A 22,951-nucleotide genomic window follows, 5' to 3' on the forward strand; every position below is an offset into this window, starting at 1 on the left:
TTCCCACCGGGTGCGGCACTCCGGTGTCCCCGCATGCCCGCAGCGCCGTGCGTCGCGCTGCCCTTCACGAGGAACGTCCTCATGTCTCCGTCTTCACCCGCGCCGTCGCGCGCGCCCTCGTACGCCGCCGTCCTGCGCACCCCGCACGCCGCCCGCGCCTTCGGTTCCGCCCTGCTGGGGCGGCTCTCGTACGGGATGGTCCCGCTCTCCCTGATGCTGGCGGTGAACGACGCCACCGGCTCGTACTCCGTCGCCGGCAGCGTCATGGCCCTGTTCGGGGCCACCAGTGTCTTCCTCTCCCCCGCCCGTGCCGCGCTGATCGACCGGTACGGGCCGCGCCGGGCCCTGCCGCCGATGGCCGGGAGCTACGCGGTGCTGCTCGCCGCCCTGGCGTACGTCACCTGGCGGCCGGGGGTCCCGCCGGTCCTGCTGGGGGTGCTCGCCATGACGGCGGGGGTCTGCACGCCGCCGCTGGGGCCGGTGATGCGGACCCTGTGGAGCCGCCTCGTCCCGGAACGGGAGCTGCTGCGGCGGGCGTACAGCCTGGACGGTGTCGCCGAGGAACTGCTGTTCGTCACCGGCCCGTTGCTGGTGGGTGTGGTCATCGGCCTCACCGTTCCCGCGGCGGGCGTCGCGATCGGCTCGGTGCTCGTGCTGGTGGGCACCCTGGCCCTGGTGTCCTCGCCCGCGCTGCGCGGCGGGGGCGCGGCCCCGGCGGCGAAGGAGGCCGGGGCCGGGCCGGACGCTCCTGGCCGGCAGCGGCTGCTCGGTGTCGTCGGGGTGCGGCACGCCGCGCTCGTGGCGGCGGCCGTGGGGCTGTGCCTGGGCGGTCTGGACCTGCTGGTGGTGGCCTTCGCCGAGCAGCACGGCCGGGGCTCGGCCGCGGCCTGGGTGCTGGCCGCGCTCTCGGCGGGCAGCGCGGTCGGCGGGCTGGCCCACGGCGCCGTCCCGTGGCGTGCGTCGAACCGGGCGCGGCTGCCGTGGCCGGCCGTCGGTCTGGGGGCGGCGCTGGCCGTGGCCGGGCTGTCGCCCGATGTGTACGTGCTGGCCGGGGTGGTCGCGGCCGCCGGGGTGTTCGTCGCCCCGGCGCTGACGACCGCCTATCTCGTCGCGGACGAGTCCGTGGCGGAGGGCGTCCGCACCCGGGCGGGTGCGTGGGTCAACACGGCGGTCAACGCCGGGTCCTCGGTGGGCACCGCGGCCGTGGGGCTGCTGGTGGACCGGTTGTCGCCGGTCGTCTGCTTCGCGGTCGCGGCGGTTCCCGCGCTGCTGTGCGCGGCGGTGGTGTTCCGTGCCCCGGCGGCGCGGGGTGCGGTGGACCGTGCCGGAGCGGCCCGGGACGCGGTCAGCCGTCCGTGACCGGGAGGTCCGGCGCGCACCAGTCCTCCCAGACCGCGGCGAGTTCCGCCTCGACGGCCGGGGCCACCGTGTCCAGCAGCCGCACCTGTGCTCCCGGCCCCGCCAGTACCGTGCGGTACGGGTGGGGCCGGGAGCCCGGCACCGTGCCGAGGGCGGTGACCGAGCCGATGATCCGGTGGGGGCCCAGGATTCCGGGGAGTTCGCGCAGTTCCGGGTCGGTGAGGTCCAGCTCCTCGACCAGCAGCTCGTGACCGTCGTACGTGGCCCGGGTGGTCGCCCGCACGGCGCCGCCGCGTTCGCCGGAGCGGCCCAGGACCAGGGTCTCGCGCCACAGCATCCGGGCCCCGGCCGCCAGCTCGGCCTCCATCGAGCGCTCGACCGCCGCTCCGGCCGAGATCACGAACGGCCGGGCGTCCCAGTGCAGTTCGCCGCCCTCCGCGACGTCGACGCGGGCCCGCCACCTGGACGTGCCGCCGCGGTGGTCGTACGCGACCAGGCCGGACGGTTCGACCAGTTCGAGCCGGGCGCCGGAGCCGACCGAGACGTGCAGCAGCAGGTCGTCACCGGCGAGCAGGCCCGCCCGGGTCCCGACCAGGGCGATCCGCAGCCGGTCGGGGGACGGCAGCAGGGGGCGGGGCGCGAGGAACGCCCCGGGGCGCAGTTCGCGGGCGAAATGGCGGCCCGTGCCGTCGCGTTCGACGCGGACGACGGTGGGGTCGGCGGACTCCGTGGTCATGAGTGGCCGTGGCCGCGGGTGTCCCCGTCGCCGTGGCCGTGCGGTGCCATCGGGCCCGGGTCGGTGGGGACCAGGGTGCCGTCGCGGTGGCGTGCGAGCACCGACCGTACCCAGGCGGCGAGTTCGGCGACCGAGGCCGGGTCGTGCTTGGACAGCGCGAGGACGGGCAGGCCGTCGCGCGCGTCCGACGCGTCGGCGACCATCGCGGCCACGTCGACCTCCACATGGGGTGCGAGGTCGGTCTTGTTGATGATCAGGAGGTCGGCCCCGGTGATGCCGGGGCCGCCCTTGCGGGCGACGTCGCCGCCGCCCGCGACGTCGATGCAGAAGAGCTGGGCGTCGGCGAGGGCCGGGCTGAAGGTGGCGGTGAGGTTGTCGCCGCCGCTCTCGACGAGCACCAGGTCGAGCGGCCCGTACGCCTCCTCCAGGTCCTCGACGGCGTCGAGGTTGGCGGTGATGTCGTCGCGGATCGCGGTGTGCGGGCAGGCGCCGGTCTCGACGGCGCGGATGCGTTCGGTGGGCAGGACGCCCGCCGAGCGGAGGAAGCGGGCGTCCTCGTCGGTGTAGATGTCGTTGGTGACGACGGCCATGGCGAGTTCGCCGGCCAGTTCGCGGCACAGGGTGGCGAGGATCGAGCTCTTGCCGGTGCCGACCGGGCCCGCGACACCGAGGCGCAGTGCGCGCGGCCGGGGTCCGTGCGGGTGGGCCGGGGTGTGGGTGTGCTGGTGGTGGTGCTGGTCAGGCAAGGAAGAGTCTCCGTTCTCGTCGTGCGTGTTCGAGCGCCCACTGTTCGGTGAGCGGGGGCGTACGGGCCGGCAGTCCGGCCGGGGTCCGTACCGCGAGGGCCTCGGCGACCGCGGCGGTGGTGTGCGGTTCGGCGTCGAGGATCCAGGCGACCGTGTCGAGCGGGTCGCCGGGCAGGAGCTTGAGCGCCGCGGAGGCGATGGTCTGGAGTTCGTCGTGGACGACGGCGTGCGCCAGTTCCTCCGGGGTCACCTTCATGACCGCCCCGAGGGCGCCGAGCGCGACCGGCCGCAGCGGGCGGGGCCGGAGCCCGGCCAGGGCGGTGACCGCGGGGTGGTCCGGGGCCAGCCGCCGGGCCAGCCGGTGCACCCCGCGGCCGAGCGTCGCCGACGCCTCGCGCAGGGGTGCGGCGGGGGTGCGGGCCGCGAGGGCGTGCTGGACGGGGCAGTAGTCCACCGGGTCCCGCCCCGCGGCCCGCAGGGCGAGCACGGCGGCGGCGGCCTCGGTGACGGCCGCGGTGTGCAGCCGGGCCCGCAGCAGGGCGGGGATGTCGTCGCGGGTGAGTCCGGCCGCGACGGCCGGTTCGAGTCCCGCGCTGTAGGTGTACGCGCCGACCGGGAGCCGTCCGTCGCCGAGCAGGAGGAGCGCCGGGTTCGCCATCAGAACATGGAGTACCGCTGGGCCAGCGGCAGTTCGGTGGCGGGGGCGGGCTCGACGAGCTCTCCGTCGATCCGGATGGCGAAGGTCTCCGGGTCGACGTCGATGTCCGGGAGCGCCGTGTTGTTCGGCAGGTCCGCCTTGGTGAGGTGGCGGGTGGGTTTCACGGCCACCAGTTCCCGTACGATCCCGAGCCGTTCGGCCAGTCCGTCGGCCAGGGCGGCCGGGGCGACGAAGCCGACCGAGAGGTGCGGGGCGGCGTCGGCGGCCGCGGTGGGGCGCAGCAGGACGGGCTGGGTGGTGGGGATCGCGGCGTTGGCGTCGCCGAGCGGGGCGTACACCACCATGCCGCCCTTGACGACGGCGGCGGGGCGGATGCCGAAGAAGGCGGGGTCCCACAGCACCAGGTCGGCCAGTTTGCCCGGTTCGACGGAGCCGACGACGTGGTCGATGCCGTGGGCGACGGCGGGGCAGATCGTGTATTTGGCGACGTAGCGGCGGGCACGTTCGTTGTCGGCGGGCAGTTCGCTGCCGCGGTCGCCGAAGCGCTGCTTCATGGTGTGGGCGACCTGCCAGGTGCGGCAGACGACCTCGCCGATGCGGCCCATGGCCTGGGCGTCGGAGGAGGTGATGGAGAGGGCGCCGATGTCGTGCAGGACGTCCTCGGCGGCGATGGTGGTGGCGCGGATGCGGGACTCCGCGAAGGCGAGGTCCTCGGGGACGCGCGGGTTGAGGTGGTGGCAGACCATCAGCATGTCGAGGTGTTCGGCGACGGTGTTGACGGTGTGCGGGAGCGTCGGGTTGGTGGAGGCGGGGAGGATGTGGGGGTGGGAGGCGACGGTGATGATGTCGGGCGCGTGGCCGCCGCCCGCGCCCTCGGCGTGGAAGACGTGGATGGAGCGTCCGGCGATGGCGTCGAGGGTTCCTTCGACGTAGCCGGTCTCGTTGAGGCTGTCGGCGTGCAGGGCCACCTGGAGGCCGTAGGTGTCGGCGGCCCTCAGCGCGGCGTCGATGGCGGCGGGGGTGGCGCCCCAGTCCTCGTGGACCTTGTAGCCGCCGGCCCCGGCGAGCGCCGCCTCGCGCAGGGCCTCCTCGCCGACGGTGGAGCCCTTGGCGAAGAGCATGACGTTGAGCGGGACGCGGTCCAGCGACCGGTACATCATCGCCAGGTGCCGGGCGCCGGGGGTCACGGTGGTGGCCTTGGAGCCCTCGGTGGCGCCGGTGCCGCCGCCGATGACGGTGGTGGTGCCGGTGGCGAGGGCCTCGTGCAGGGTCTCCGGCATGAGGAAGTGGACGTGGGTGTCGACGGCCCCGGCGGTGAGGATGCGGCCCTCGCCGGAGATCACGTCGGTGCCGGGGCCGATCACCAGGTCGGGGTGGACGCCGTCGCCGATGTCGGGGTTGCCGGAGCGGCCGAGGGCGACGATCCGCCCGTCCCGTACGCCGACGTCGGTCTTGACGATGCCCCAGTGGTCGAGGACGACGACGTTGGTGATGACGAGGTCGAGGGCGCCCTCGGCGCGCGAGGCGGTGGACTGGGCCATGGATTCGCGGATGGACTTGCCGCCGCCGAACACGGCCTCGTCGCCGCCGAAGCAGCGGTCCTCCTCGACCTCGATCCAGAGGTCGGTGTCGGCGAGGCGGACGCGGTCGCCGGTGGTGGGGCCGTACAGCGCCGCGTAGGCGGCGCGGGTCATGCGTGCCATGTCACCGCTCCTCCGTCCTTGCGGCCGACGGGTCGTCCGTACGTACGGTCCGCGGGTCGTCCGTCCGTGCGGCCCGGTCGCCGGGCACGAGGATGCCGGGCACCTTCCGGAGTCCGCCCAGTTCGACGAGGGAGACCTCGGCACCGACTCCGGGCTCGAAACGCAGCGAAGTCCCGGAAGGAATGTCGAGCCGGAATCCCTGGGCCAGGGAACGGTCGAAGGAAAGCGCGGGATTCGCGTCGGGAAAATGCAGATGCGAGCCGATCTGAATGGGCCGGTCGCCGTCGTTCACCACGGTCAGGGAAATCTGGGTTCGCGTGTCATTTATTTTCAGTTCACCGGGACCGGTCCGGATCTCGCCGGGGATCACGGTATCGGCGAGGTGATCGTGACGAGCTTGCGCCCGTCCGGGAAGGTCGCTTCGACCTGGACGTCATGCAGCATCTCGGGAACACCTTCGAGCACGTCAGCGCGGGTGAGAACGTTTCTTCCCGCGGTCATCAGATCGCTGACGCGGGCTCCCTCGCGGGCGCGTTCCATCGCCCAGCAGGAGAGCAGGGCGACCGCCTCGGGGTAATTGAGCCGTACGCCCCGCTCCCGTCGGTCACGGGCGACCATTCCGGCAACACTCAGCAGCAATTTCTCCGTGTCGGACGGAGTGAGAAACATGGGAAACCTCCATGGCGGCAGTCCCCGGAATTCCCGGAATCGCCTGAGCCACGCTCCTCTTATAAGCCTCCCGGCAGCGCCGTGGCAACTCGCACCGCACCGCGATAAGTCCCTTTCTATCCTTATCGACCGCCATATACGGGCAAAGTAGACAAATTTTGATCATCAAGGGAATGTAAAAAGTGCGGCCGCGCGCCCCTGGACGAGGGGTGCGCGGCCGCTTCGGGTGCGGGTCTCAGCGGGTCACTTCAGGCCGAACGCCCGGATGATCTCCTGGTCGACGGCCAGCCCGTCGGCCGCCTCGGCGTGCGCCCTCAGCGAGACGAACGCACCGGCCTCCTCCGGGGCCTTGAACCGGGCGGTCCAGGAACCGGCCGCGTCCTTGCGCAGCTGCGCCGCCTCCCAGGTCTTCCCGTCGTCGTAGCTGACCGACAGCGACGCCTTCGTCGCCTTCACCGCGCCGTCCAGCCACTCCTGCGTGCCGGAGGAGAGCCCGACCTCGGTCCACCGGCCGGCCCGCACGTCACCGGCGAGGTCGGTGTCGACGGCGTAGTCCAGCTGGAGCAGCGGGATGTCGGCCTGGTAGGGGCCGTTCTCGTCCAGGGCGCCCGAGACGAAGCTCCACTCGGTGTGCGTGCGGGTGGACGTCCGCCACGTCTCGGCGTCCCGGGCGGAGTCGAGCACGAACCGGTACGGCAGCTTCTGCGGCGAGACGTCCCAGGCGAACCCGGCCCGGCCCGCGACCTTCTTGATCAGGGTGTCGCCCTGGTAGAAGGCGGTGGAGGTGGTGTCGTACTCGTCCTCCGGCATGGCGCCCGAGTGACCGGCGCCCGAGTCCGTCCACGGCGTGAAATTGAACTGGATGTCGTTGTACACGGACCGGAACGGACCCCAGTAGCCGGTGCCCAGCCGTGGGCGGGTGACCGGGGAGAACCACCGGGCGGGGTAGGTGCGGCCCGCCGTGTAGTCCAGGTCGCCGCTGCGCATCTCCTGTGCGAAGCCCGTCTCGTCGGCGTTGAACACCGAGTGGTTCTCGTACCAGAAGGAGGCGCCGGGCAGCGGGGTAACCCACTCCTCGCGGGTGCCGGGGAACCTCTCGTACTCCTCGAAGCCGATCCCCGGGCCGTAGTCCGGGATGTCGTAGCGGTAACCGGCGCCGAGCACGCCCTTGTGGCCGTGGAAGGTGTTCTCCACCTTCGCCAGTCGGCGAGCGGGCGGGGCGAACTCCAGCGAGCGGTCCGGGACGACGCCGTCGTGCCGGTCGACCAGGTCGTACACGTAGCGGGCGAACTTCCGCTGCTCGATCGTCAGCTTCGCGCCGCGCCGGGCGGACCCGATCAGCTTCTCGCCGGCCAGCCGCCGGACCGAGGCGACCGGGATGGCGGCCTCGGTGCCGTAGGGGGTGTAGCTCTCCATCAGGACGCCGTCGCCGTCGTTGACGACGAACAGCGCACCGGCGCCCGCCTCCACGGCGGCCGCGAGCCGGTCGGCGGGGGCCACCGCGTCGCTGCGGCGGACCACGACCGCCCTGCCCCTGACGTCCAGGCCCCGGTAGTCGGCCGCTGCGCCGTCGCCGGCGAAGACCGCCCGCAGCTTCTTCACGCCGCTCTCCGCGACGGGCGAACCGCCCTGCACGGTGACCGGCACGTCACGGCCGTCGGCCGTCAGGTCGATCAGCTTCTCGCCCTGCCGCCAGCGGGTCAGGAAGGAGAAGCTGCCCTGGGTGACCTTCTTCGTGGGGCTCGCCCACAGCTGGTCGTACATCAGCGGGATCTGGTACGCGTCGCGCTGGACGGTGCCGTCCGGTGCGGTGCGCGCCATGTCGTACCGCAGCTGCCGGGTCTCGGTCTCCTTCGGCGTCCGCACGCCCACCTTGCGGGCCTTCGAGGCGTCGAGGGTGACGGTGGCCGGCCCGTCGAGGACGATCTCGGGGGCCGCGAGGAAGGCCAGCGCCTTCGAGTCGGCGCGGTCACCGGCGACGTCCGCGGCTGTCCAGGCGGTGTAGTTGCCGGGCGGCAGCCGCAGCGTGGTCTCGCCGGACACCGCGACGGGCTGGAGCTGCGGGTCGCCCAGCGCGCCCAGGACGACGGTGCCGTCCATCGGCTTTCCGGCACGGTCGCGGAGCCTGAGCGTCAGGTCGTACCGTTCCTGCTCCTTGGTCAGGGCGAAGCCGGTGTGCGCGACGACGGTGCCCGCCTCGTCCCTGGCGACGACCTGGCCGGAGAACCGCGTGTCGTTCGCGACCTTCGACGGGTCCAGCGAGAGCACCGCCTCGGCGGTGGAACCGGCCGGCACGGTCAGCTTCTTCGTGGACAGGGTGTAGGCGTCGGCGTCCGTGTCCGTCGCCAGGTCGAGCACGACGTCCTTCGCACCGGTGTTGCGGTAGGTGACGGTCCGTTCGGCGACCGGGTCGGACGGGGAGTGCGGCCAGTCGTAGGAGGCGACCGCGACGGAGCCGGTGGCCTCGATCGTGGTGTCGATCGCCGCCTTCACGTCGAGCCGTCCGGTGCCCTGCTCGTACGGGCTGTACGCGTCGAGCCGCTTCGACGAGCTCATCAGCGCGTCCTTGATCCGCCGGCCGGACCAGTCGGGGTGACGCTGCTTCAGGATGGCCGCCGCGCCCGCGACATGGGGCGTGGCCATCGACGTACCGTCCATCGACCGGTACATGCCCTCGGTGCCCGGAACCGCCTGCGAGGCCGCGGCGTTGATGCCCACGCCCGGCGCGGAGAGGTCCGGCTTCAGACCGTCGGACCCGACCAGCGGGCCCATCGAGGAGAAGTCCGCGCGGTTGTCCCGCTTGTCGACGGCGGCGACGGTGAGCGCCTTCTCCGCCGAGCCGGGCGCGCCGATCGTGCCCGCTCCGTAGGCGTTGCCCGCGGCGATCACGAACAGCGGGCCGCCGTCGGCGGAGAGTGCGTCGACGGCCTGCGCCATCGGGTCGGAGCCGTCGTCCGGGACGGGCGAGCCCAGGCTCATGGAGACCACGTCGGCGCCTTCGGCCTTCGCCCACTCCATGGCCTCGATGATGCCGGAGTCCGCGCCGGAGCCCTCGTCGCTCAGCACCTTGCCGACGAGCAGGTCGGCGCCCGGGGCGACGCCCTTGTTGGCGCCGTCGGAGGCGGCGCCGGAGCCCGCGATCGTGGAGGCGACGTGCGTGCCGTGGCCGTGCTTGTCGACGACCTCCTCGCCCGGGACGAAGCTCCTGGACTTCAGGACACGGTCCTTGACGTCCGGGTGGCCGGCGTCGATGCCGGTGTCCAGGACGGCGACCTTGGTGCCCTTGCCGTCGTAGCCGGCGGCCCAGGCCTGCGGGGCGTTCACCTGCGGGACGGAGTCCTTGAGCACGGCCTTCGCCCGGCCGTCGAGCCAGATCTTGGCGATGCCGTTGTCGAGCGAACGGGCCTTCGGCGTACGGGATATGTCGTCCCAGAAGGACCGGGCGGTGTCCTTGTCCGCCTTCAGCGCGGCGCCGTGGATGCTGGCCAGGGTGCGGGTCCGCTCGGCGCCGCGCGGGGCAGCGGGCAGCGAACGGCTCCGGCTCGCCGGGTAGGTGGCGATGAGCGGGATGCCGTCCGACCTCCGGTCGTCGTACCCCATCTCGGCGAGGACCCGGACGTTGAACAGCCGGCGGTCCAATTTGCCCGCCGCGAGCAGCGACTCGGCCTCGTCGGGCAGGACGTAGAGGTCGTCGCCCGCCTGCTGGACGTGCACGCCGCCAACCGCGCCGTCGGGGCGGTCGACGGTGACGGTGTCCTGCTTGCCGACGCCGTCCGTGTAGTGCACGACGTCGCCCGTGAGCAGGGTGATGTCGTACTCCTTGACGGGGGCGGCGGCCTGACGGCCGGTCGCCCCGGGCCGGTCCGCGGCGGAGGCGGAGCCCGTCACGGGGAGCAGCGCGCCGCTCACCAGGGCGACCGAGGTCGCCACCAGGAGGGCCCGGCGCCCCGCGCGGACGGGTCTCGCCCGGCCGGGTGCGGAGGAGGAAGTGGAAGTCATGCGCAGATCAAATAGCCAAAGACCCGGCTACTGACCGGTTCGCTCCTGGCGTGAAGCCGCCTTGGCAGAAACCCGCCCCCGGATGATCATGGTTCCGGTGCGGGTTCAGGCCACGGACGTGATCACCGCGGTCGGCGGTTCGCCCGTCTCGTGGTGGATCGGGGTGTGCGCGCCCTTGAGCGACAGACCGCTGCCGCCGCGCCGTTCGGCGACGATCTCCGCGACGATCGAGAGCGCCGTCTCCTCCGGGGTGCGGGCGCCCAGGTCGAGGCCGATCGGCGAGTGCAGCCCGGCCAGTTCCAGTTCGGTGACGCCGACCTCGCGCAGCCGCTCGTTGCGCTCCAGATGGGTGCGGCGCGACCCCATTGCCCCGACGTACCCGACCGGCAGCCGCAGGGCCAGTTCCAGCAGGGGGACGTCGAACTTGGCGTCGTGGGTGAGGACGCACAGGACGGTGCGCGCGTCGACGTCGGCCGTCGCGAGGTAGCGGTGCGGCCAGTCGACGACCACCTCGTCGGCCTCGGGGAAGCGGGCCCTCGTGGCGAACACCGGGCGGGCGTCGCACAGGGTGACGTGGTAGCCGAGGAACTTCCCGGCCCGCACCAGCGCCGAGGCGAAGTCGATGGCCCCGAAGACGATCATCCGGGGCGGCGGGACGCTCGACTCGACGAGCAGGGTGAGCGGCTGTCCGCAGCGCGAGCCGTCCGCGCCGACGGTGACGGAGCCGGTGCGGCCCGCGTCCAGCATCGCGCGGGCGTCGGCGGCGGCGGTGCGGTCCAGTTCCGGATGGCCGCCGAGCCCGCCCTCGTACGAGCCGTCGGGGCGGACCAGCAGCGGGCGGCCGAGGAGTTCCGCGGGCCCGTCGGTGATCCGGGCGACCGCCGCCGCCTCCCCCCGTGCGGCGGCGGCGAACGCGGCGGCGAACACCGGCCGGGCGGGGTCGTCCGCCCGGACCGGCACCACCAGGATGTCGATGACGCCGCCGCAGGTCAGCCCGACCGCGAAGGCGTCCTCGTCGCTGTAGCCGAACCGTTCGCGCACCGCGACGCCGTCCTCCAGCGCCTGCCCGCACAGCTCGTACACCGCGCCCTCCACGCACCCGCCGGAGACCGACCCGATCGCGGTCCCGTCGCGGTCGACGGCGAGCGCCGCCCCGGGCTGCCGGGGCGCGCTGCCGCCGACCGCCACGACGGTGGCCACGGCGAAGTCGCGTCCCTGCCCGACCCACCGGCCGAGCTCTTCGGCGATGTCCAGCATGGTGCTGCTCCTTCTACGGGTGTGCGGAGGACCTCGGGTGAGCGGAGGTCCGCGTACGGCTGTGCGGGGCCCGGGGCTACTCCGCGCCGAGCCAGCTCTCGATCGGGCCGAGTGCGAAGTACACGACGAACACCGCGGTCAGGACCCACATGAAGGCACCGACCTCACGGAACCTGCCCTGCGCCGCCCGGATCGCGGCGAAGGAGATCACCCCGGCGCCGACGCCCGCGGTGATGGAGTACGTGAACGGCATCAGGGCCACGGTCAGGAAGACCGGCACGGCCACGGAGCGGTCGCTCCAGTCGACGTGCCGGGCGTTCTGCATCATCATCGCGCCGATGACGACCAGTGCGGCGGCGGCGATCGGCCCCGGCACGATCTGGGCGAGCGGGGTGAAGAACAGTCCGGCGGCGAAGAGGAGGCCGGTGACGACGGAGGACAGGCCCGTGCGGGCGCCCTCGCCCACGCCGGTCGCCGACTCGATGAAGACGGTCTGCCCGGAGGCGCCGGAGACGCCGCCGATCGCACCGCCCGCGCCGTCGATGAACAGGGCCTTGGACAGGCCCGGCATCCGGCCCTTGCTGTCGGCGAGCCCGGCCTCCGTGCCGACGCCGATGATGGTCGCCATCGCGTCGAAGAAGCCGGCCAGCACCAGGGTGAAGACGATCATGCCGACGGTCATCGCGCCGACACCGCCCCAGCCGCCGAACTCGACGTGGCCGAAGAGTCCGAAGTCGGGCATCGAGACCGCGCCGCCCCGGAGTTCGGGCGCGCTGCCGCCCCACGCCTTCGGGTCGATGTCGCCGACCGCGTTGACGACGACGGCGAGGACCGTGCCGACGACGATGCCGATCAGGATCGCGCCGGGCACGCCTCGGGCCTGGAGCATGAAGATGAGCAGCAGGGTGACGCAGAAGAGCAGGACGGGCCAGCCGGCGAGCTGCCCGCCCACCCCCAGCACGACCGGGGCGCCCTTGCCGACGAACCCGGCGTTGACCAGGCCGATCAGCGCGATGAACATGCCGATGCCGATGGTGATGCCGTGCTTCAGCGGCAGCGGTATGGCGTTCATGATGATCTCGCGCAGCCCGGTGACGACCAGCAGCACGATCACCAGGCCGTACAGCACGCACATGCCCATGGCCTGCGGCCAGGTCATGTGGGGCGCCACCTGGGTGGCGAGGACGCCGGAGACCGAAAGGCCGGCGGCCAGGGCGAGGGGCACCTTGCCGATGAAGCCCATCAGCAGGGTGGACACGGCGGCGGCCAGGGCGGTCGCCGTGATCAGTCCGGCGTGGTCGAGCCGGTTGCCGGCCACGTCCGGGCCGGACAGCAGGAGCGGGTTGAGCAGGAGGATGTAACACATCGCCATGAAGGTGGTGATGCCGCCGCGCACTTCGCGCGCGACGGTGGAGCCACGGTCGGAGATGTGGAAGTACCGGTCGAGCCAGGATCTTCCGGCCGGAACGCGCGAGCCGGTGCCCGCGTCCTCCGCACTGGTCCTGGGCTCCACTGACTGCTGGGTCATGATGCCTGACTCCCAAGGTTCACAGGGGCACCCGCGGCAAGGAATCGGCACGCGGGGTTTGGGATGACTGCGCTGGCGGCACGACCCGGGGGACGGCCCGAGACGAACTGTTCATGCAGAGTGGAATACGACGTACGACGTGCTGCGCACGCGACGCGCGGTGTCGACCACGCGCCGGTGTCGCGGTGCTGCGGTGTTGCGGGAGGGCGGTACCGCGAACGGCGGTACCGCTGTGCTCCGGACGGTGCGTGCGGCGGAAGTGTGTGACGTTCCCGGGAGGCACGCACCGCCCGGAGGGTCCGGGAGGGGGGCCGCGGCCCTCGGCCGCCGGCCCCCGGTCAGGAGCCGGTGAGGTGCTCGGGGCGCACCGGCGTCCTGTTCAGCTCCAGCCCCGTCGCGTTCCGGATCGCCGCGAGGACGGCCGGGGTCGACGACAGGGTGGGGGCCTCGCCGATGCCGCGCAGCCCGTACGGGGCGTGGTCGTCGGCGAGTTCGAGCACGTCGACCGGGATGGTCGGGGTGTCGAGGATGGTGGGGATCAGGTAGTCCGTGAAGGAGGGGTTGCGCACCTTCGCGGTCTTCGGGTCGACGAGGATCTCCTCCATGACGGCGACGCCCAGGCCCTGGGTGGTGCCGCCCTGGATCTGGCCCTCGACGGAGAGCGGGTTGAGCGCCTTGCCGACGTCCTGGGCACAGGCCAGTTCGACGACTTTGACCAGGCCCAGTTCGGTGTCGACCTCGACGACCGCGCGGTGGGCGGCGAAGGAGTACTGGACGTGGCCGTTGCCCTGTCCGGTGCGCAGGTCGAACGCCTCGGTGGGCCGGTGGCGCCACTCCAGCTCGATGTCGACCGCCTCGCCCTCCAGCACGTCCACCAGGTCGGCCAGGACCTCGCCGCCGTCGGTGACGACCTTGCCGCCCTCCAGGAGCAGTTCGGCGGTGGCCCACGCGGGGTGGTACGTGCCGAACTTGCGGCGGCCCATCTCCAGGACCTTCTCGCGGACGGCCTCGCAGGAGTGCTTCACCGCGCCGCCGGTGACGTAGGTCTGCCGGGAGGCGGAGGTGGAGCCGGCGGAGCCGACCTTCGTGTCGGCCGGGTGGATGGTGACCTGGGCGACGCCGAGTTCGGTGCGGGCGATCTGGGCGTGCACGGTGACGCCGCCCTGCCCGACCTCGGCCATGGCGGTGTGGACGGTCGCGACGGGTTCCCCGTTGATGACCTCCATCCGCACCCGGGCGGTGGAGTAGTCGTCGAAGCCCTCGGAGAAGCCGACGTTCTTCAGGCCGACCGCGTAGCCGACGCCGCGCACGACGCCCTCGCCGTGGGTGGTGTTGGACAGCCCGCCGGGCAGGGCCCGTACGTCGGGCTGCTCGCCGGCCACCTCCCACTGGCGCTCGGGCGGCAGCGGCCTGGCCTTGACCCGGCGCAGCAGTTCGGCGACCGGGGCGGGCGAGTCGACGACCTGTCCGGTCGGCAGGACGGAGCCCTGTTCCATGGCGTTGAGCTGCCTGAACTCGACCGGGTCCATGCCCAGTTCGGCGGCCAGCTTGTCCATCTGGGCCTCGTAGGCGAAGCACGCCTGGACCGCGCCGAAGCCGCGCATGGCGCCGCACGGCGGGTTGTTGGTGTAGAGCGCGACGGCCTCGATGTCCACGTCGTCGACGACGTACGGGCCGACGCCGAGCGAGGAGGCGTTGCCGACCACGGCCGGGGACGCGGAGGCGTAGGCCCCGCCGTCCAGCACGATGCGGCACTTCATGTGGGTCAGCTTGCCGTCGCGGGTGGCGCCGTGCTCGTACCAGAGCTTCGCCGGGTGGCGGTGGACGTGCCCGAAGAAGGACTCGAAGCGGTTGTAGACCATCTTGACGGGCTTGCCGGTGCGCAGGGCGAGCAGGCAGGCGTGGATCTGCATCGACAGGTCCTCGCGTCCGCCGAAGGCGCCGCCGACGCCGGAGAGCGTCATGCGGACCTTCTCCTCGGGCAGGCCGAGGACGGGGGCGATCTGGCGCCGGTCGGAGTGCAGCCACTGGGTGGCGATGTACAGGTCGACGCCACCGTCCTCGGCGGGCACGGCCAGTCCGGACTCGGGGCCGAGGAACGCCTGGTCCTGCATGCCGAAGACGTACTCGCCGCTCACCACGACATCGGCGCGGGCCGCCGCCGCGTCCGCGTCGCCGCGGACGATGGGCTGGCGGTGGACGATGTTGGGGTGGGGCACGTGCCCGATGTGGTGGTCGGTGCGGTTCTCGTGGACGAGGGGGGCGCCGGGGGCGGTCGCCGACGCCTCGTCGGTGACGACGGGCAGCTCGCGGTAGTCGATCCTGATCTTCGCGGCGGCGCGGCGGGCCGTCTCCGGGTGGTCGGCGGCCACGAGCGCCACGGGTTCGCCGTGGTGGCGGACCTTGCCGTGGGCCAGGACGGGGGTGTCCTGGATCTCCAGGCCGTAGTTCTTCACCGACGTCGGCAGGTCGTCGTGGGTGAGGACGGCGTACACGCCGGGCGTGGCGAGCGCCTCCGCGATGTCGATGGAGACGATCTCGGCGTGCGCGAGCGTGGAGCGCAGCGTGTGGCCCCAGAGCATGTCCTCGTGCCACATGTCGGAGGAGTACGCGAACTCCCCGGTGACCTTCAGGGTGCCGTCGGGGCGGAGGGTGGACTCGCCGATGCCGCCCTTGGCGCGGGTGCCCTGGTTGATGCTGGTGGGGTTTCCGGTGAGGCCCATCGTCAGACCGTTTCTTCCGCGCGGGCGGCCGCGAGGCGGACCGCGTCGAGGATCTTCTCGTAGCCGGTGCAGCGGCAGAGGTTGCCGGAGAGGGCCTCGCGGATGTCCGCGTCGGACGGCTCCGGGTTGCGTTCGAGCAGTTCGTCGGCGGCGACCAGGAGGCCGGGGGTGCAGAAGCCGCACTGGACGGCACCGGCGTCGATGAACGCCTGCTGGATCGGGGAGAGCCCGTCCGCCGTCCGGCCCTCCTCGCCGGTCGGCCGGGCCTCCCACTGCCGGGCCCGGTCGGGGTCGGTGCCGCAGGCTCCGGAGGCGCAGCCGCTGCCCGGGTGGGACCGGGAGCGGTGGGCGGCGAAGTCGGCGAGGCCCTCCACCGTGACGACCTCCCGGCCCTCCACCTGTCCCGCGGCGACCAGGCAGGAGCAGACCGGCACCCCGTCCAGGCGGACCGTGCAGGAGCCGCACTCGCCCTGCTCGCAGGCGTTCTTCGAGCCGGGCAGGCCCAGCCGTTCGCGCAGCACGTAGAGGAGGGACTCGCCCTCCCAGACGTCGTCCGCCTCGTGCCTGCGGCCGTTGACCGTGAAATTGACGCGCATGATCAGGCGGCTCCTTCGGTGCTGCGGCCCTTGCCGCGGTACGTCTCCCAGGTCCAGCCGAGGGTGCGGCGGGCCATGATCCCGACGGCGTGCCGGCGGTAGCTCGCGGTGCCGCGCACGTCGTCGATCGGGTTGCAGGCCCCGGCGGCGAGCGCGGCGAACTGCGAGGCGATGGACGGGGTGATGATCGTGCGGCTGTCCCAGAAGCCGCCCTCCTCCAGTGCGGCGTTCAGGAATTCCTCGGCTTCCTTCGCCCGTACGGGGGTGGGGGCGGCCGAGCCGATGCCGGTGCGGACCGTGCGGGTCTCGGGGTGCAGGGCCAGGCCGAAGGCGCAGACCGCGATGACCATCGCGTTGCGGGTGCCGACCTTGGAGTACTGCTGCGGCCCGTCGGCCTTCTTGATGTGCACGGCCCGGATCAGCTCGTCCGGTTCGAGGGCGTTGCGCTTGACGCCGGTGTAGAAGGCGTCGATCGGGATCATCCGCGTGCCGCGGACGGATTCCGCCTCGACCTCGGCGCCCGCGGCGAGCAGGGCCGGGTGGGCGTCCCCGGCGGGCGAGGCCGTGCCCAGGTTGCCGCCGACGCCGCCGCGGTTGCGGATCTGCGGCGAGGCGACGGTGTGCGAGGCGAGCGCCAGTCCGGGCAGTTCGGTCCGCAGGTGCTCCATGATGCCGCTGTACGGGACGGAGGCGCCGAGCCGCACGTTCTCCTGGCCCACCTCCCATTCGGACAGCTCCCCGATGCGGTTCAGGTCCAGGAGGTACTCGGGCCGGCGGTGGTCGAAGTTGATCTCGACCATCACGTCGGTGCCCCCCGCGATGGGGACGGCCGTGGGGTGCTCGGCCTTGGCGGCGAGCGCCTCCTCCCAGCTGGCGGGGCGAAGGAAGTCCATGAGTGGCTCTCTTCTTCTCAATCGGGTCGTTCGCTGGGGCTGGGGTACGGCCGGCCCTCGACTGGTCATCCATGTTGTTGACGCAATGTGTGACCCAGTACACAAGCCGTGCTCCACCCGGTGCAGTCACCGAAACCATGAAGGAGTTGGCCGGTCGAACGCCTCGTCTTGTAGATTCGAACGAATGACGGGGGTCGGTGACCTCACCGCAATACCCAGTTTTCACCCGCACCAACGAAAGAGATCGGCGGCGACGAGATGCGGCTGCGCGCACTGCTGGAGACCGACGCGCTGGGCCTGCGGCTGCTCGGCGGCGAGGACGAGCTGGACCGGTCCGTCCGCGGCGTGATGACCACCGACCTGCGGGACCCCAGCCGCTACCTGTCGGGCGGCGAGCTGGTGCTCACGGGCCTGGCCTGGCGCCGGGACGCCTCGGACTCGGAGCCGTTCGTACGGATTCTGACAGGTGCCGGCGTCACCGGGCTCGCGGCGGGCGAGGCGGAGCTGGGCGCCATCCCCGACGACCTGGTGGAGGCGTGCGCGCGGCACCGGCTGCCGCTGTTCGCCGTCCACGAGACCGTCGCGTTCGCAACGATCACCGAGCACGTGGTGCGCCAGGTGTCCGGCGAGCGGGCGGGCGACCTGGCCGCGGTCGTGGACCGGCACCGCAGGCTGATGACCTCGGGCCCGACGGGCGGCGGTCCCGAGGTGGTCCTCGATCTGCTCGGTTCCGACCTCGACCTGCGCGCCTGGGTGCTCTCCCCCACCGGCCGGCAGGTCGCGGGCGCCGGCGGGACGCCGCTGCCCGGCCCGGTCGGCACGGCGCTCGCCGGGCACCACCTGGCCGCCGTCCGCACCGGCCGCCGCGCCCCGCACCGGGCCGTGGTCGGGTCCACCACGTATTCGCTCTTCCCGATCCGGAACACCGGCCGGGGCGCCCTGCCCGCCTCCCGGGACGTGCGCGAGTCGGTGCTCTCGGACTGGCTGCTCGCGGTGGAGGCGGACGCGGGCGACTGGCCGGCCGCCCGGCTGGACCTGCTCCAGGGCGTCACCCAGCTGATCGCCGTCGAACGGGACCGGCGCGACGCGGCCCGCACGGTGCGCCGCAGGCTCGCCCAGGAGGTCCTGGAGCTGGTGCAGACGGGTGCCCCGCCGGCCGAGATCGCCGCCCGGCTGCGGGTCGCGGCCCCTGTGCTGCTGCCGGGGCTCGGCACCGCCCCGCACTGGCAGGTCGTGGTGGCGCGGGTCGAGTGGGGCGGGGCGGACGACACGGCCCCCGGCGCCGCGGACACCGTCTCGGGCGGCCCGGTCGCCCAGGCGCTGCTGGAGGAGATCCTCGTCGATCCGGCGGTCACCGGCCCCGACTCGACGGACCGGATCGCGGTCGCCCACACGGGCGAGGAGGCCGTCGCCCTCGTACCGCTGCCCGCCGTGGCCGCGCCCGTCCGGGACGACGGTCCGGAGGCCGGGGCCCCCTCGGACGAGCTGATGGCGCTGCACGCCGACGCGCTGCTCGACACCGTCCGCGAGCCGCTCTCGGCGGGCCTCGCCGACGACGGCCGGCTGACCCTGGGGGTCAGCGCGCCGGTGCACTCCCCCGAGGGGCTGCGCGGCGCGCTGGAGGAGGCCCGGCACGCCCGCCGGGTGGCGGCGGCCCGCGAGGGCCGGGTCTGCGCGGCCGGGCACCACGAGCTGGCCTCGCACGTGCTGCTGCTGCCGTTCGTGCCCGACGACGTGCGTCGCGCGTTCACCGCACGGCTGCTCGATCCACTGCGCGACTACGACCGCCGGCACCGCGCGGAGCTGATCCCGACGCTGGAGGCGTTCTTGGACTGCGACGGTTCGTGGACCCGCTGCGCGGCCCGGCTCCACCTCCACGTCAACACGCTGCGCTACCGCGTCGGGCGAATCGAGCAGTTGACGGGACGTGACCTTTCGCGCCTGGAGGACAAGCTCGATTTCTTCCTGGCCCTGCGTATGAGCTGAATTCCCGGGCCCGCCAAGGGTCCTGGGCGGCGCAAGGGTTTGTGAAATTTTTCACCTGACATTGACCCGACCCCTTGGCCGGGCGTGCCGATCCGTGCTGAGATTCCGCCCAGACCCAACACAGCTCGATGGCGCGCTCGGGGAGGGCAATGTGGCGCATACCGCCATGTCTGGTTCCGGAACGACAGCCGATGACGATCCGCCGCTCCAGACAGCGGTATGGCGGCTGCGGTCGCGCGCCTGCTGGACGGACGCCGCAGCCCTGCTCGAGCACGACGCCGCCACCGACCCCGGCGCGGCGCTCCAGCGGACCGCCCTGCTGATCGAGCGGTGCCTGTACACCGGTCAGGGCTGGACCGACGCCGAGGACGCCCTGCGCACCGCCGAGGCCCTGGCCCACGACGACGAGGAACGCGGCGCGGCGGCCTGCGAACGCGGCCATCTGGCCTACGCGTCGACACTGCTGGGGGTACGGGACCGGGCCGACGAGGCCAGTGTCGCCCTGAGCCGCGCCGCGGCCCTGCTCGCCCCGTCCGCGCCGGGCCGCCCGGTGCTGGACTACCGCCGGGGCCTGATCGCGCAGAACATCGCCGACTCGCCGCAGGCCGCGCGCGCCGCGTACCGCAGGGCCCACGCCGGGGCCGCCGCCCGGGGCGACGCGCTGCTGCTCTCCTCGACCTGGCGTCAGCTCGCCCTGCTCGCCCTGCGCGAGGGCGAGCTGGCGGAGGCCCGGCACGGTTTCACGGAGTGCCTGCGGATAAGGGAGGAGCTGGGCTACCTGGTCGGTACGGCCCCGGCCCTCATCGCGCTGGCGGACGCGGAGCCGGAGCCGGAGGCCGCGACCCGGCTGCGCGCCGAGGCGGGCCGGCTCTTCCGGCTGCTCGGCGGCGTACCGACCTGGCTGGCCCCGTACCTGGACCCGCCCGCGCCGCGGACGGCCGAGGCGAACTGAGTCGGCGGGGCCGGGCCCGGTACCGGGGCGCTCGTGCCGGGCCCGCCCCGGTACCGGGCGCCGGAGCCGGGTCCCCGTGCCGGTCCGGGTCTCCGGGCCGGGTCCCCGGTTCAGACCTCCGCGCCGGTGAAGTGCTCGCGGACGAGCGACTGCACGACGGCCAGGTCCTGGGCGATCAGCGCGTCGAGCAGGGCGGTGTGCTCGGCGGCGTCGGCGAGCAGGTCGGCGCGGCGGGTGACGGGGTTGCTCACCAGGGGCCACTGGGAACGGCGGTGCAGGTCGTCGGCGACCATCACCAGCTGCTCGTTCCCGCACAGGCCGAGGACCGCGCCGTGGAAGGCCCGGTCGGACTCGGCGTAGCCGGCCCGGTCGCCCACGGCCGCGGCGGCCACCGTGGCGTCGGCCAGCGGGCGCAGGGCGCACCAGCTGCCGGGCGGGACGGTGCGGGCCAGCCGCAGCATCACGGGCACCTCGATCAGGGCCCGCACCTCGGCCAGCTCGGCCAGTTCGCGCGGGCCGCGCTCGGACACCCGGAAGCCGCGGTTGGGCACGACCTCGACGGCGCCCTCGATGACCAGTTGCTGCATCGCCTCGCGCACCGGGGTCGCGGAGACCCCGAAGCGGGCGCCGAGGGCCGGGGCCGAGTAGACCTGCCCGGGGGCCAGCCGGCCGTCGACCAGGGCGGTGCGCAGCGCGTCCAGGACCTGGCCGCGCACCGAGTGCCGGCGCACCGCGGCCCGCGGGGCGGGCGGTTCGCCGTGGGTGTGCTCGCCGCGGACCTGGTCGGGCACCCGCGTGACCGCCGGCGCGGGTGCGGGCACGACGGCCCCGCCCGGCGGCCTCACCCGGTCACGCGCTCCGCCCTGCTCCACTGGACCTCCTCGACCTGCCACGGGCACGAGTCGCGTGCACCATGCCCCTTGTGCACGATAGGCGCAGGACGTCGCAGTTCAAACATCGATCCGTTCGGGTAAGGTAAGGCTTACCTGCAAACGGTCGTGATTCGGTGGTCCTGCATGACACTCCCCGCCCTGCTCCCCCACGCCACCGGGTCCGCCGTGACCGGTGCGTACGCGCGTCTGGCCGAGGTCTTCCCCGGGCTGCGCGCACAGGTGCTGACGGACGACGAGACGGCGCCCGACGGCGCGGGCTGGGTCGGTGCGCAGGAGCTCGCGGCGGGGGGCCCGGCGCTCGACGCCTTCCTCGCCTGGGACCACGCGCAGGTGCTGCGGGACTACGGGCAGCAGCCCCGCCCCGACGTGGTCGCCAGCTTCGGGCTGCACCGCTACGCCTGGCCCGCCTGCCTGCTGGTGACGGTGCCTTGGTTCCTGCACCGGCGGGTGCCCCGGATTCCGGTCGAGGACGTGGCGTTCCAGCGGGCGCTGGGTCATCTGACCGTGCGGGTGCGGGAGTTCGCCTGTCTGCCGGACGATCCGGCCGCCGTGCTGCCGGGCGCCCGCGTGGTGCCCGACGAGGCCGCGCTGCGCGCCGAGGTGCTGACGGCCGTGGCCGACCACATCGGTCCGGTGCTCGACGGCTTCGGACCCCGGATGCGGCGCGGCAGGCGGGCGCTGTGGGGGATGGCGACGGATGAGATCGTCGAGGGCCTCTGGTACGTCGCCCATCTGCTCGGCGAGGAGCGCCGGGCGATGGCCGAGCTGGAGGCGCTGCTGCCGGGCACCACGAAGCCGTACGTGGGCTCGGCCGGGTTCCGCGAGCTGACCGGGCCGGACGGCGAGCCGCTGCCCACCCGCGACCGGGCGAGCTGCTGCCTCTTCTACACCCTGCGCCCCGAGGACACCTGCGTCACCTGCCCGCGCACCTGTGACACCGACCGGGTCCGCAAGCTCGCGGCCGCCCGCTGAGTGACACCGCCCGTACGGGTCGCCTGACTCGAACACAACTCAACTGCTGCATACGGGCATTCGAGCAGATCCCGGTCATCCGCGCGTCCCGCCGACCCATTGGCGTTCTCTTGTCCCGAAACCCTCCTGTGCGCGAGGGGGTTTCGGCAATCATGTCGCCCGAAATGCCCTACGCGACACGAGGGACCGCGCATGAGACTGACCGACATATCGCTGAATTGGCTGCTTCCGGGCGCCGTGCTGCTCGTGGGAGTGCTGGCGGCGGTGGCGGTGGTCGCACGCGGCAAGCGCGCCGCTGACACGTCCGCGGCCGACGACAGCTGGGAACGCAGCGAGGAGCGCCGCAGACGCAAGGAGGCCCTGTACGCCACCGCCTCGTACGTCCTGCTGTTCTGCTGTGCGGCGGTGGCCGCCGCACTCTCCTTCCACGGGCTCGTCGGCTTCGGCGAGCAGAACCTCGGCCTCTCCGGGGGCTGGGAGTACCTCGTCCCGTTCGGACTGGACGGGGCCGCCATGTTCTGTTCCGTACTCGCGGTGCGCGAGGCCAGCCACGGTGACGCGGCTCTCGGCTCGCGCCTGCTCGTGTGGACGTTCGCCGGCGCCGCCGCCTGGTTCAACTGGGTGCACGCGCCCCGCGGGATCGACCACGCGGGCGCGCCGCACTTCTTCGCCGGCATGTCGCTCTCGGCGGCCGTGCTCTTCGACCGGGCGCTGAAGCAGACCCGCCGGGCCGCGCTGCGCGAGCAGGGCCTGGTGCCCCGTCCGTTGCCGCAGATCCGGATCGTGCGGTGGCTGCGCGCGCCCCGGGAGACCTTCTGCGCCTGGTCGTTGATGCTCCTGGAAGGCGTGCGGACCCTGGACGAGGCCGTCGACGAGGTGCGCGAGGACCGGCGGGAGAAGGAGCAGAACCGTCTCCGCCGGAAGGACCAGGAGAAGCTGGACCGGGCCCACATCAAGGCGCTGAACCGGCAGAACCGGGCCTGGCACCGGGTGGGCCGGGCCGCTCCCGTGGACGTCCAGGCCATCGCCCCCGCGACGGGCACCGCACAGGCCGTCGTGGAGCCCGCCATATCCGAGCCGGGACAACTGCCCCTGCGCCCCCGGCCGTCCCTGCAAGCCGTGACGGGTCCGAGCCCCGGTACTCCGGACCGGGACCCGGTTGATCCGGCCACCGTCGACCTCACCGCCGAGGACGACACCCAGGCCCTGCCCCGGCTCGACTCGCTGGAACGAAAACTGAAGGACCTGGAGCAGCAGTTCGGCTGATGCCCCGCGGTTCTT

General features: G+C 73.2%; 18 protein-coding genes. 5 read left to right on the forward strand and 13 right to left on the reverse strand.

Annotated features, from left to right (window positions below):
* Window positions 1–81: 81 nt before the first annotated feature.
* Window positions 82–1,359, forward strand: a complete 1,278-nt coding sequence (locus tag ABZZ04_RS32875; protein WP_356935886.1) for an MFS transporter — start codon at window positions 82–84, stop codon at window positions 1,357–1,359.
* On the opposite strand, the gene ABZZ04_RS32880 is transcribed toward ABZZ04_RS32875, so the two are convergent.
* From ABZZ04_RS32880 to ABZZ04_RS32935, 12 genes are all read right to left on the reverse strand, one after another.
* The gene (locus tag ABZZ04_RS32880) at window positions 1,346–2,095 is read right to left on the reverse strand and encodes an urease accessory protein UreD (RefSeq protein ID WP_356935887.1); all 750 of its coding nucleotides are present in this window, start codon (window positions 2,093–2,095) and stop codon (window positions 1,346–1,348) included. The two genes, ABZZ04_RS32875 and ABZZ04_RS32880, sit on opposite strands and share 14 nt — an antisense overlap.
* Complete coding sequence (gene ureG, locus ABZZ04_RS32885) at window positions 2,092–2,841, reverse strand: urease accessory protein UreG (protein ID WP_356935888.1); 750 nt, start codon at window positions 2,839–2,841, stop codon at window positions 2,092–2,094. The genes ABZZ04_RS32880 and ureG overlap by 4 nt, the downstream gene beginning before the upstream one ends.
* On the reverse strand, window positions 2,834–3,499 hold the full coding sequence (locus ABZZ04_RS32890) for an urease accessory UreF family protein (RefSeq protein WP_356935889.1): 666 nt from the start codon (window positions 3,497–3,499) through the stop codon (window positions 2,834–2,836). The genes ureG and ABZZ04_RS32890 overlap by 8 nt, the downstream gene beginning before the upstream one ends.
* Window positions 3,499–5,202: an urease subunit alpha gene (locus tag ABZZ04_RS32895; RefSeq protein WP_356935890.1), complete on the reverse strand. Its 1,704-nt coding sequence runs from the start codon at window positions 5,200–5,202 to the stop codon at window positions 3,499–3,501. Before ABZZ04_RS32895 ends, ABZZ04_RS32890 begins: the two co-directional genes overlap by 1 nt.
* A gap of 1 nt (window position 5,203) precedes the next feature.
* A complete protein-coding gene (gene ureB, locus ABZZ04_RS32900; RefSeq protein WP_356935891.1) occupies window positions 5,204–5,572 on the reverse strand; it encodes an urease subunit beta in 369 nt (122 codons plus the stop codon).
* Window positions 5,569–5,871 (reverse strand): urease subunit gamma, encoded by a 303-nt coding sequence (locus ABZZ04_RS32905; protein WP_351833551.1) that lies wholly within the window; start codon window positions 5,869–5,871, stop codon window positions 5,569–5,571. The genes ureB and ABZZ04_RS32905 overlap by 4 nt, the downstream gene beginning before the upstream one ends.
* A 243-nt stretch (window positions 5,872–6,114) precedes the next feature.
* On the reverse strand, window positions 6,115–9,870 hold the full coding sequence (locus tag ABZZ04_RS32910) for a S8 family serine peptidase (protein ID WP_356935892.1): 3,756 nt from the start codon (window positions 9,868–9,870) through the stop codon (window positions 6,115–6,117).
* A 105-nt stretch (window positions 9,871–9,975) separates the two neighbouring features.
* Complete coding sequence (locus ABZZ04_RS32915; RefSeq protein WP_356935893.1) at window positions 9,976–11,127, reverse strand: XdhC/CoxI family protein; 1,152 nt, start codon at window positions 11,125–11,127, stop codon at window positions 9,976–9,978.
* Window positions 11,128–11,203: 76 nt separating this feature from the next.
* Entirely contained in the window at window positions 11,204–12,655 is a 1,452-nt protein-coding gene (locus ABZZ04_RS32920; protein WP_356935894.1) for an NCS2 family permease, read from the reverse strand.
* 338 nt (window positions 12,656–12,993) lie between these two features.
* Window positions 12,994–15,378: a xanthine dehydrogenase subunit D gene (gene pucD, locus ABZZ04_RS32925; protein ID WP_356935895.1), complete on the reverse strand. Its 2,385-nt coding sequence runs from the start codon at window positions 15,376–15,378 to the stop codon at window positions 12,994–12,996.
* A 2-nt stretch (window positions 15,379–15,380) separates the two neighbouring features.
* Entirely contained in the window at window positions 15,381–15,974 is a 594-nt protein-coding gene (locus ABZZ04_RS32930) for a (2Fe-2S)-binding protein (protein ID WP_148840109.1), read from the reverse strand.
* A 2-nt stretch (window positions 15,975–15,976) separates the two neighbouring features.
* Window positions 15,977–16,867 (reverse strand): xanthine dehydrogenase family protein subunit M, encoded by an 891-nt coding sequence (locus ABZZ04_RS32935; protein ID WP_356935896.1) that lies wholly within the window; start codon window positions 16,865–16,867, stop codon window positions 15,977–15,979.
* A gap of 258 nt (window positions 16,868–17,125) precedes the next feature.
* Between ABZZ04_RS32935 and ABZZ04_RS32940 the strand changes: the two genes are divergently transcribed.
* Together ABZZ04_RS32940 and ABZZ04_RS32945 are read left to right on the forward strand one after the other, a co-directional pair.
* Window positions 17,126–18,853, forward strand: a complete 1,728-nt coding sequence (locus tag ABZZ04_RS32940) for a PucR family transcriptional regulator ligand-binding domain-containing protein (protein ID WP_356935897.1) — start codon at window positions 17,126–17,128, stop codon at window positions 18,851–18,853.
* A gap of 166 nt (window positions 18,854–19,019) precedes the next feature.
* The gene (locus tag ABZZ04_RS32945) at window positions 19,020–19,805 is read left to right on the forward strand and encodes a hypothetical protein (RefSeq protein WP_356935898.1); all 786 of its coding nucleotides are present in this window, start codon (window positions 19,020–19,022) and stop codon (window positions 19,803–19,805) included.
* 110 nt (window positions 19,806–19,915) lie between these two features.
* Here ABZZ04_RS32945 and ABZZ04_RS32950 read toward each other — a convergent pair whose 3' ends face one another.
* A complete protein-coding gene (locus ABZZ04_RS32950) occupies window positions 19,916–20,677 on the reverse strand; it encodes a GntR family transcriptional regulator (RefSeq protein ID WP_356935899.1) in 762 nt (253 codons plus the stop codon).
* Window positions 20,678–20,821: 144 nt separating this feature from the next.
* On the opposite strand from ABZZ04_RS32950, the gene ABZZ04_RS32955 reads away from it, so the two are divergent.
* On the forward strand, window positions 20,822–21,670 hold the full coding sequence (locus tag ABZZ04_RS32955; RefSeq protein ID WP_356935900.1) for a (2Fe-2S)-binding protein: 849 nt from the start codon (window positions 20,822–20,824) through the stop codon (window positions 21,668–21,670).
* A gap of 192 nt (window positions 21,671–21,862) precedes the next feature.
* Window positions 21,863–22,936, forward strand: a complete 1,074-nt coding sequence (locus tag ABZZ04_RS32960) for a DUF2637 domain-containing protein (protein ID WP_356935901.1) — start codon at window positions 21,863–21,865, stop codon at window positions 22,934–22,936.
* Window positions 22,937–22,951: the final 15 nt, after the last annotated feature.

It is taken from the genome of Streptomyces sp. NPDC006435 (genome assembly GCF_040612315.1).
Lineage (GTDB): Bacteria > Actinomycetota > Actinomycetes > Streptomycetales > Streptomycetaceae > Streptomyces.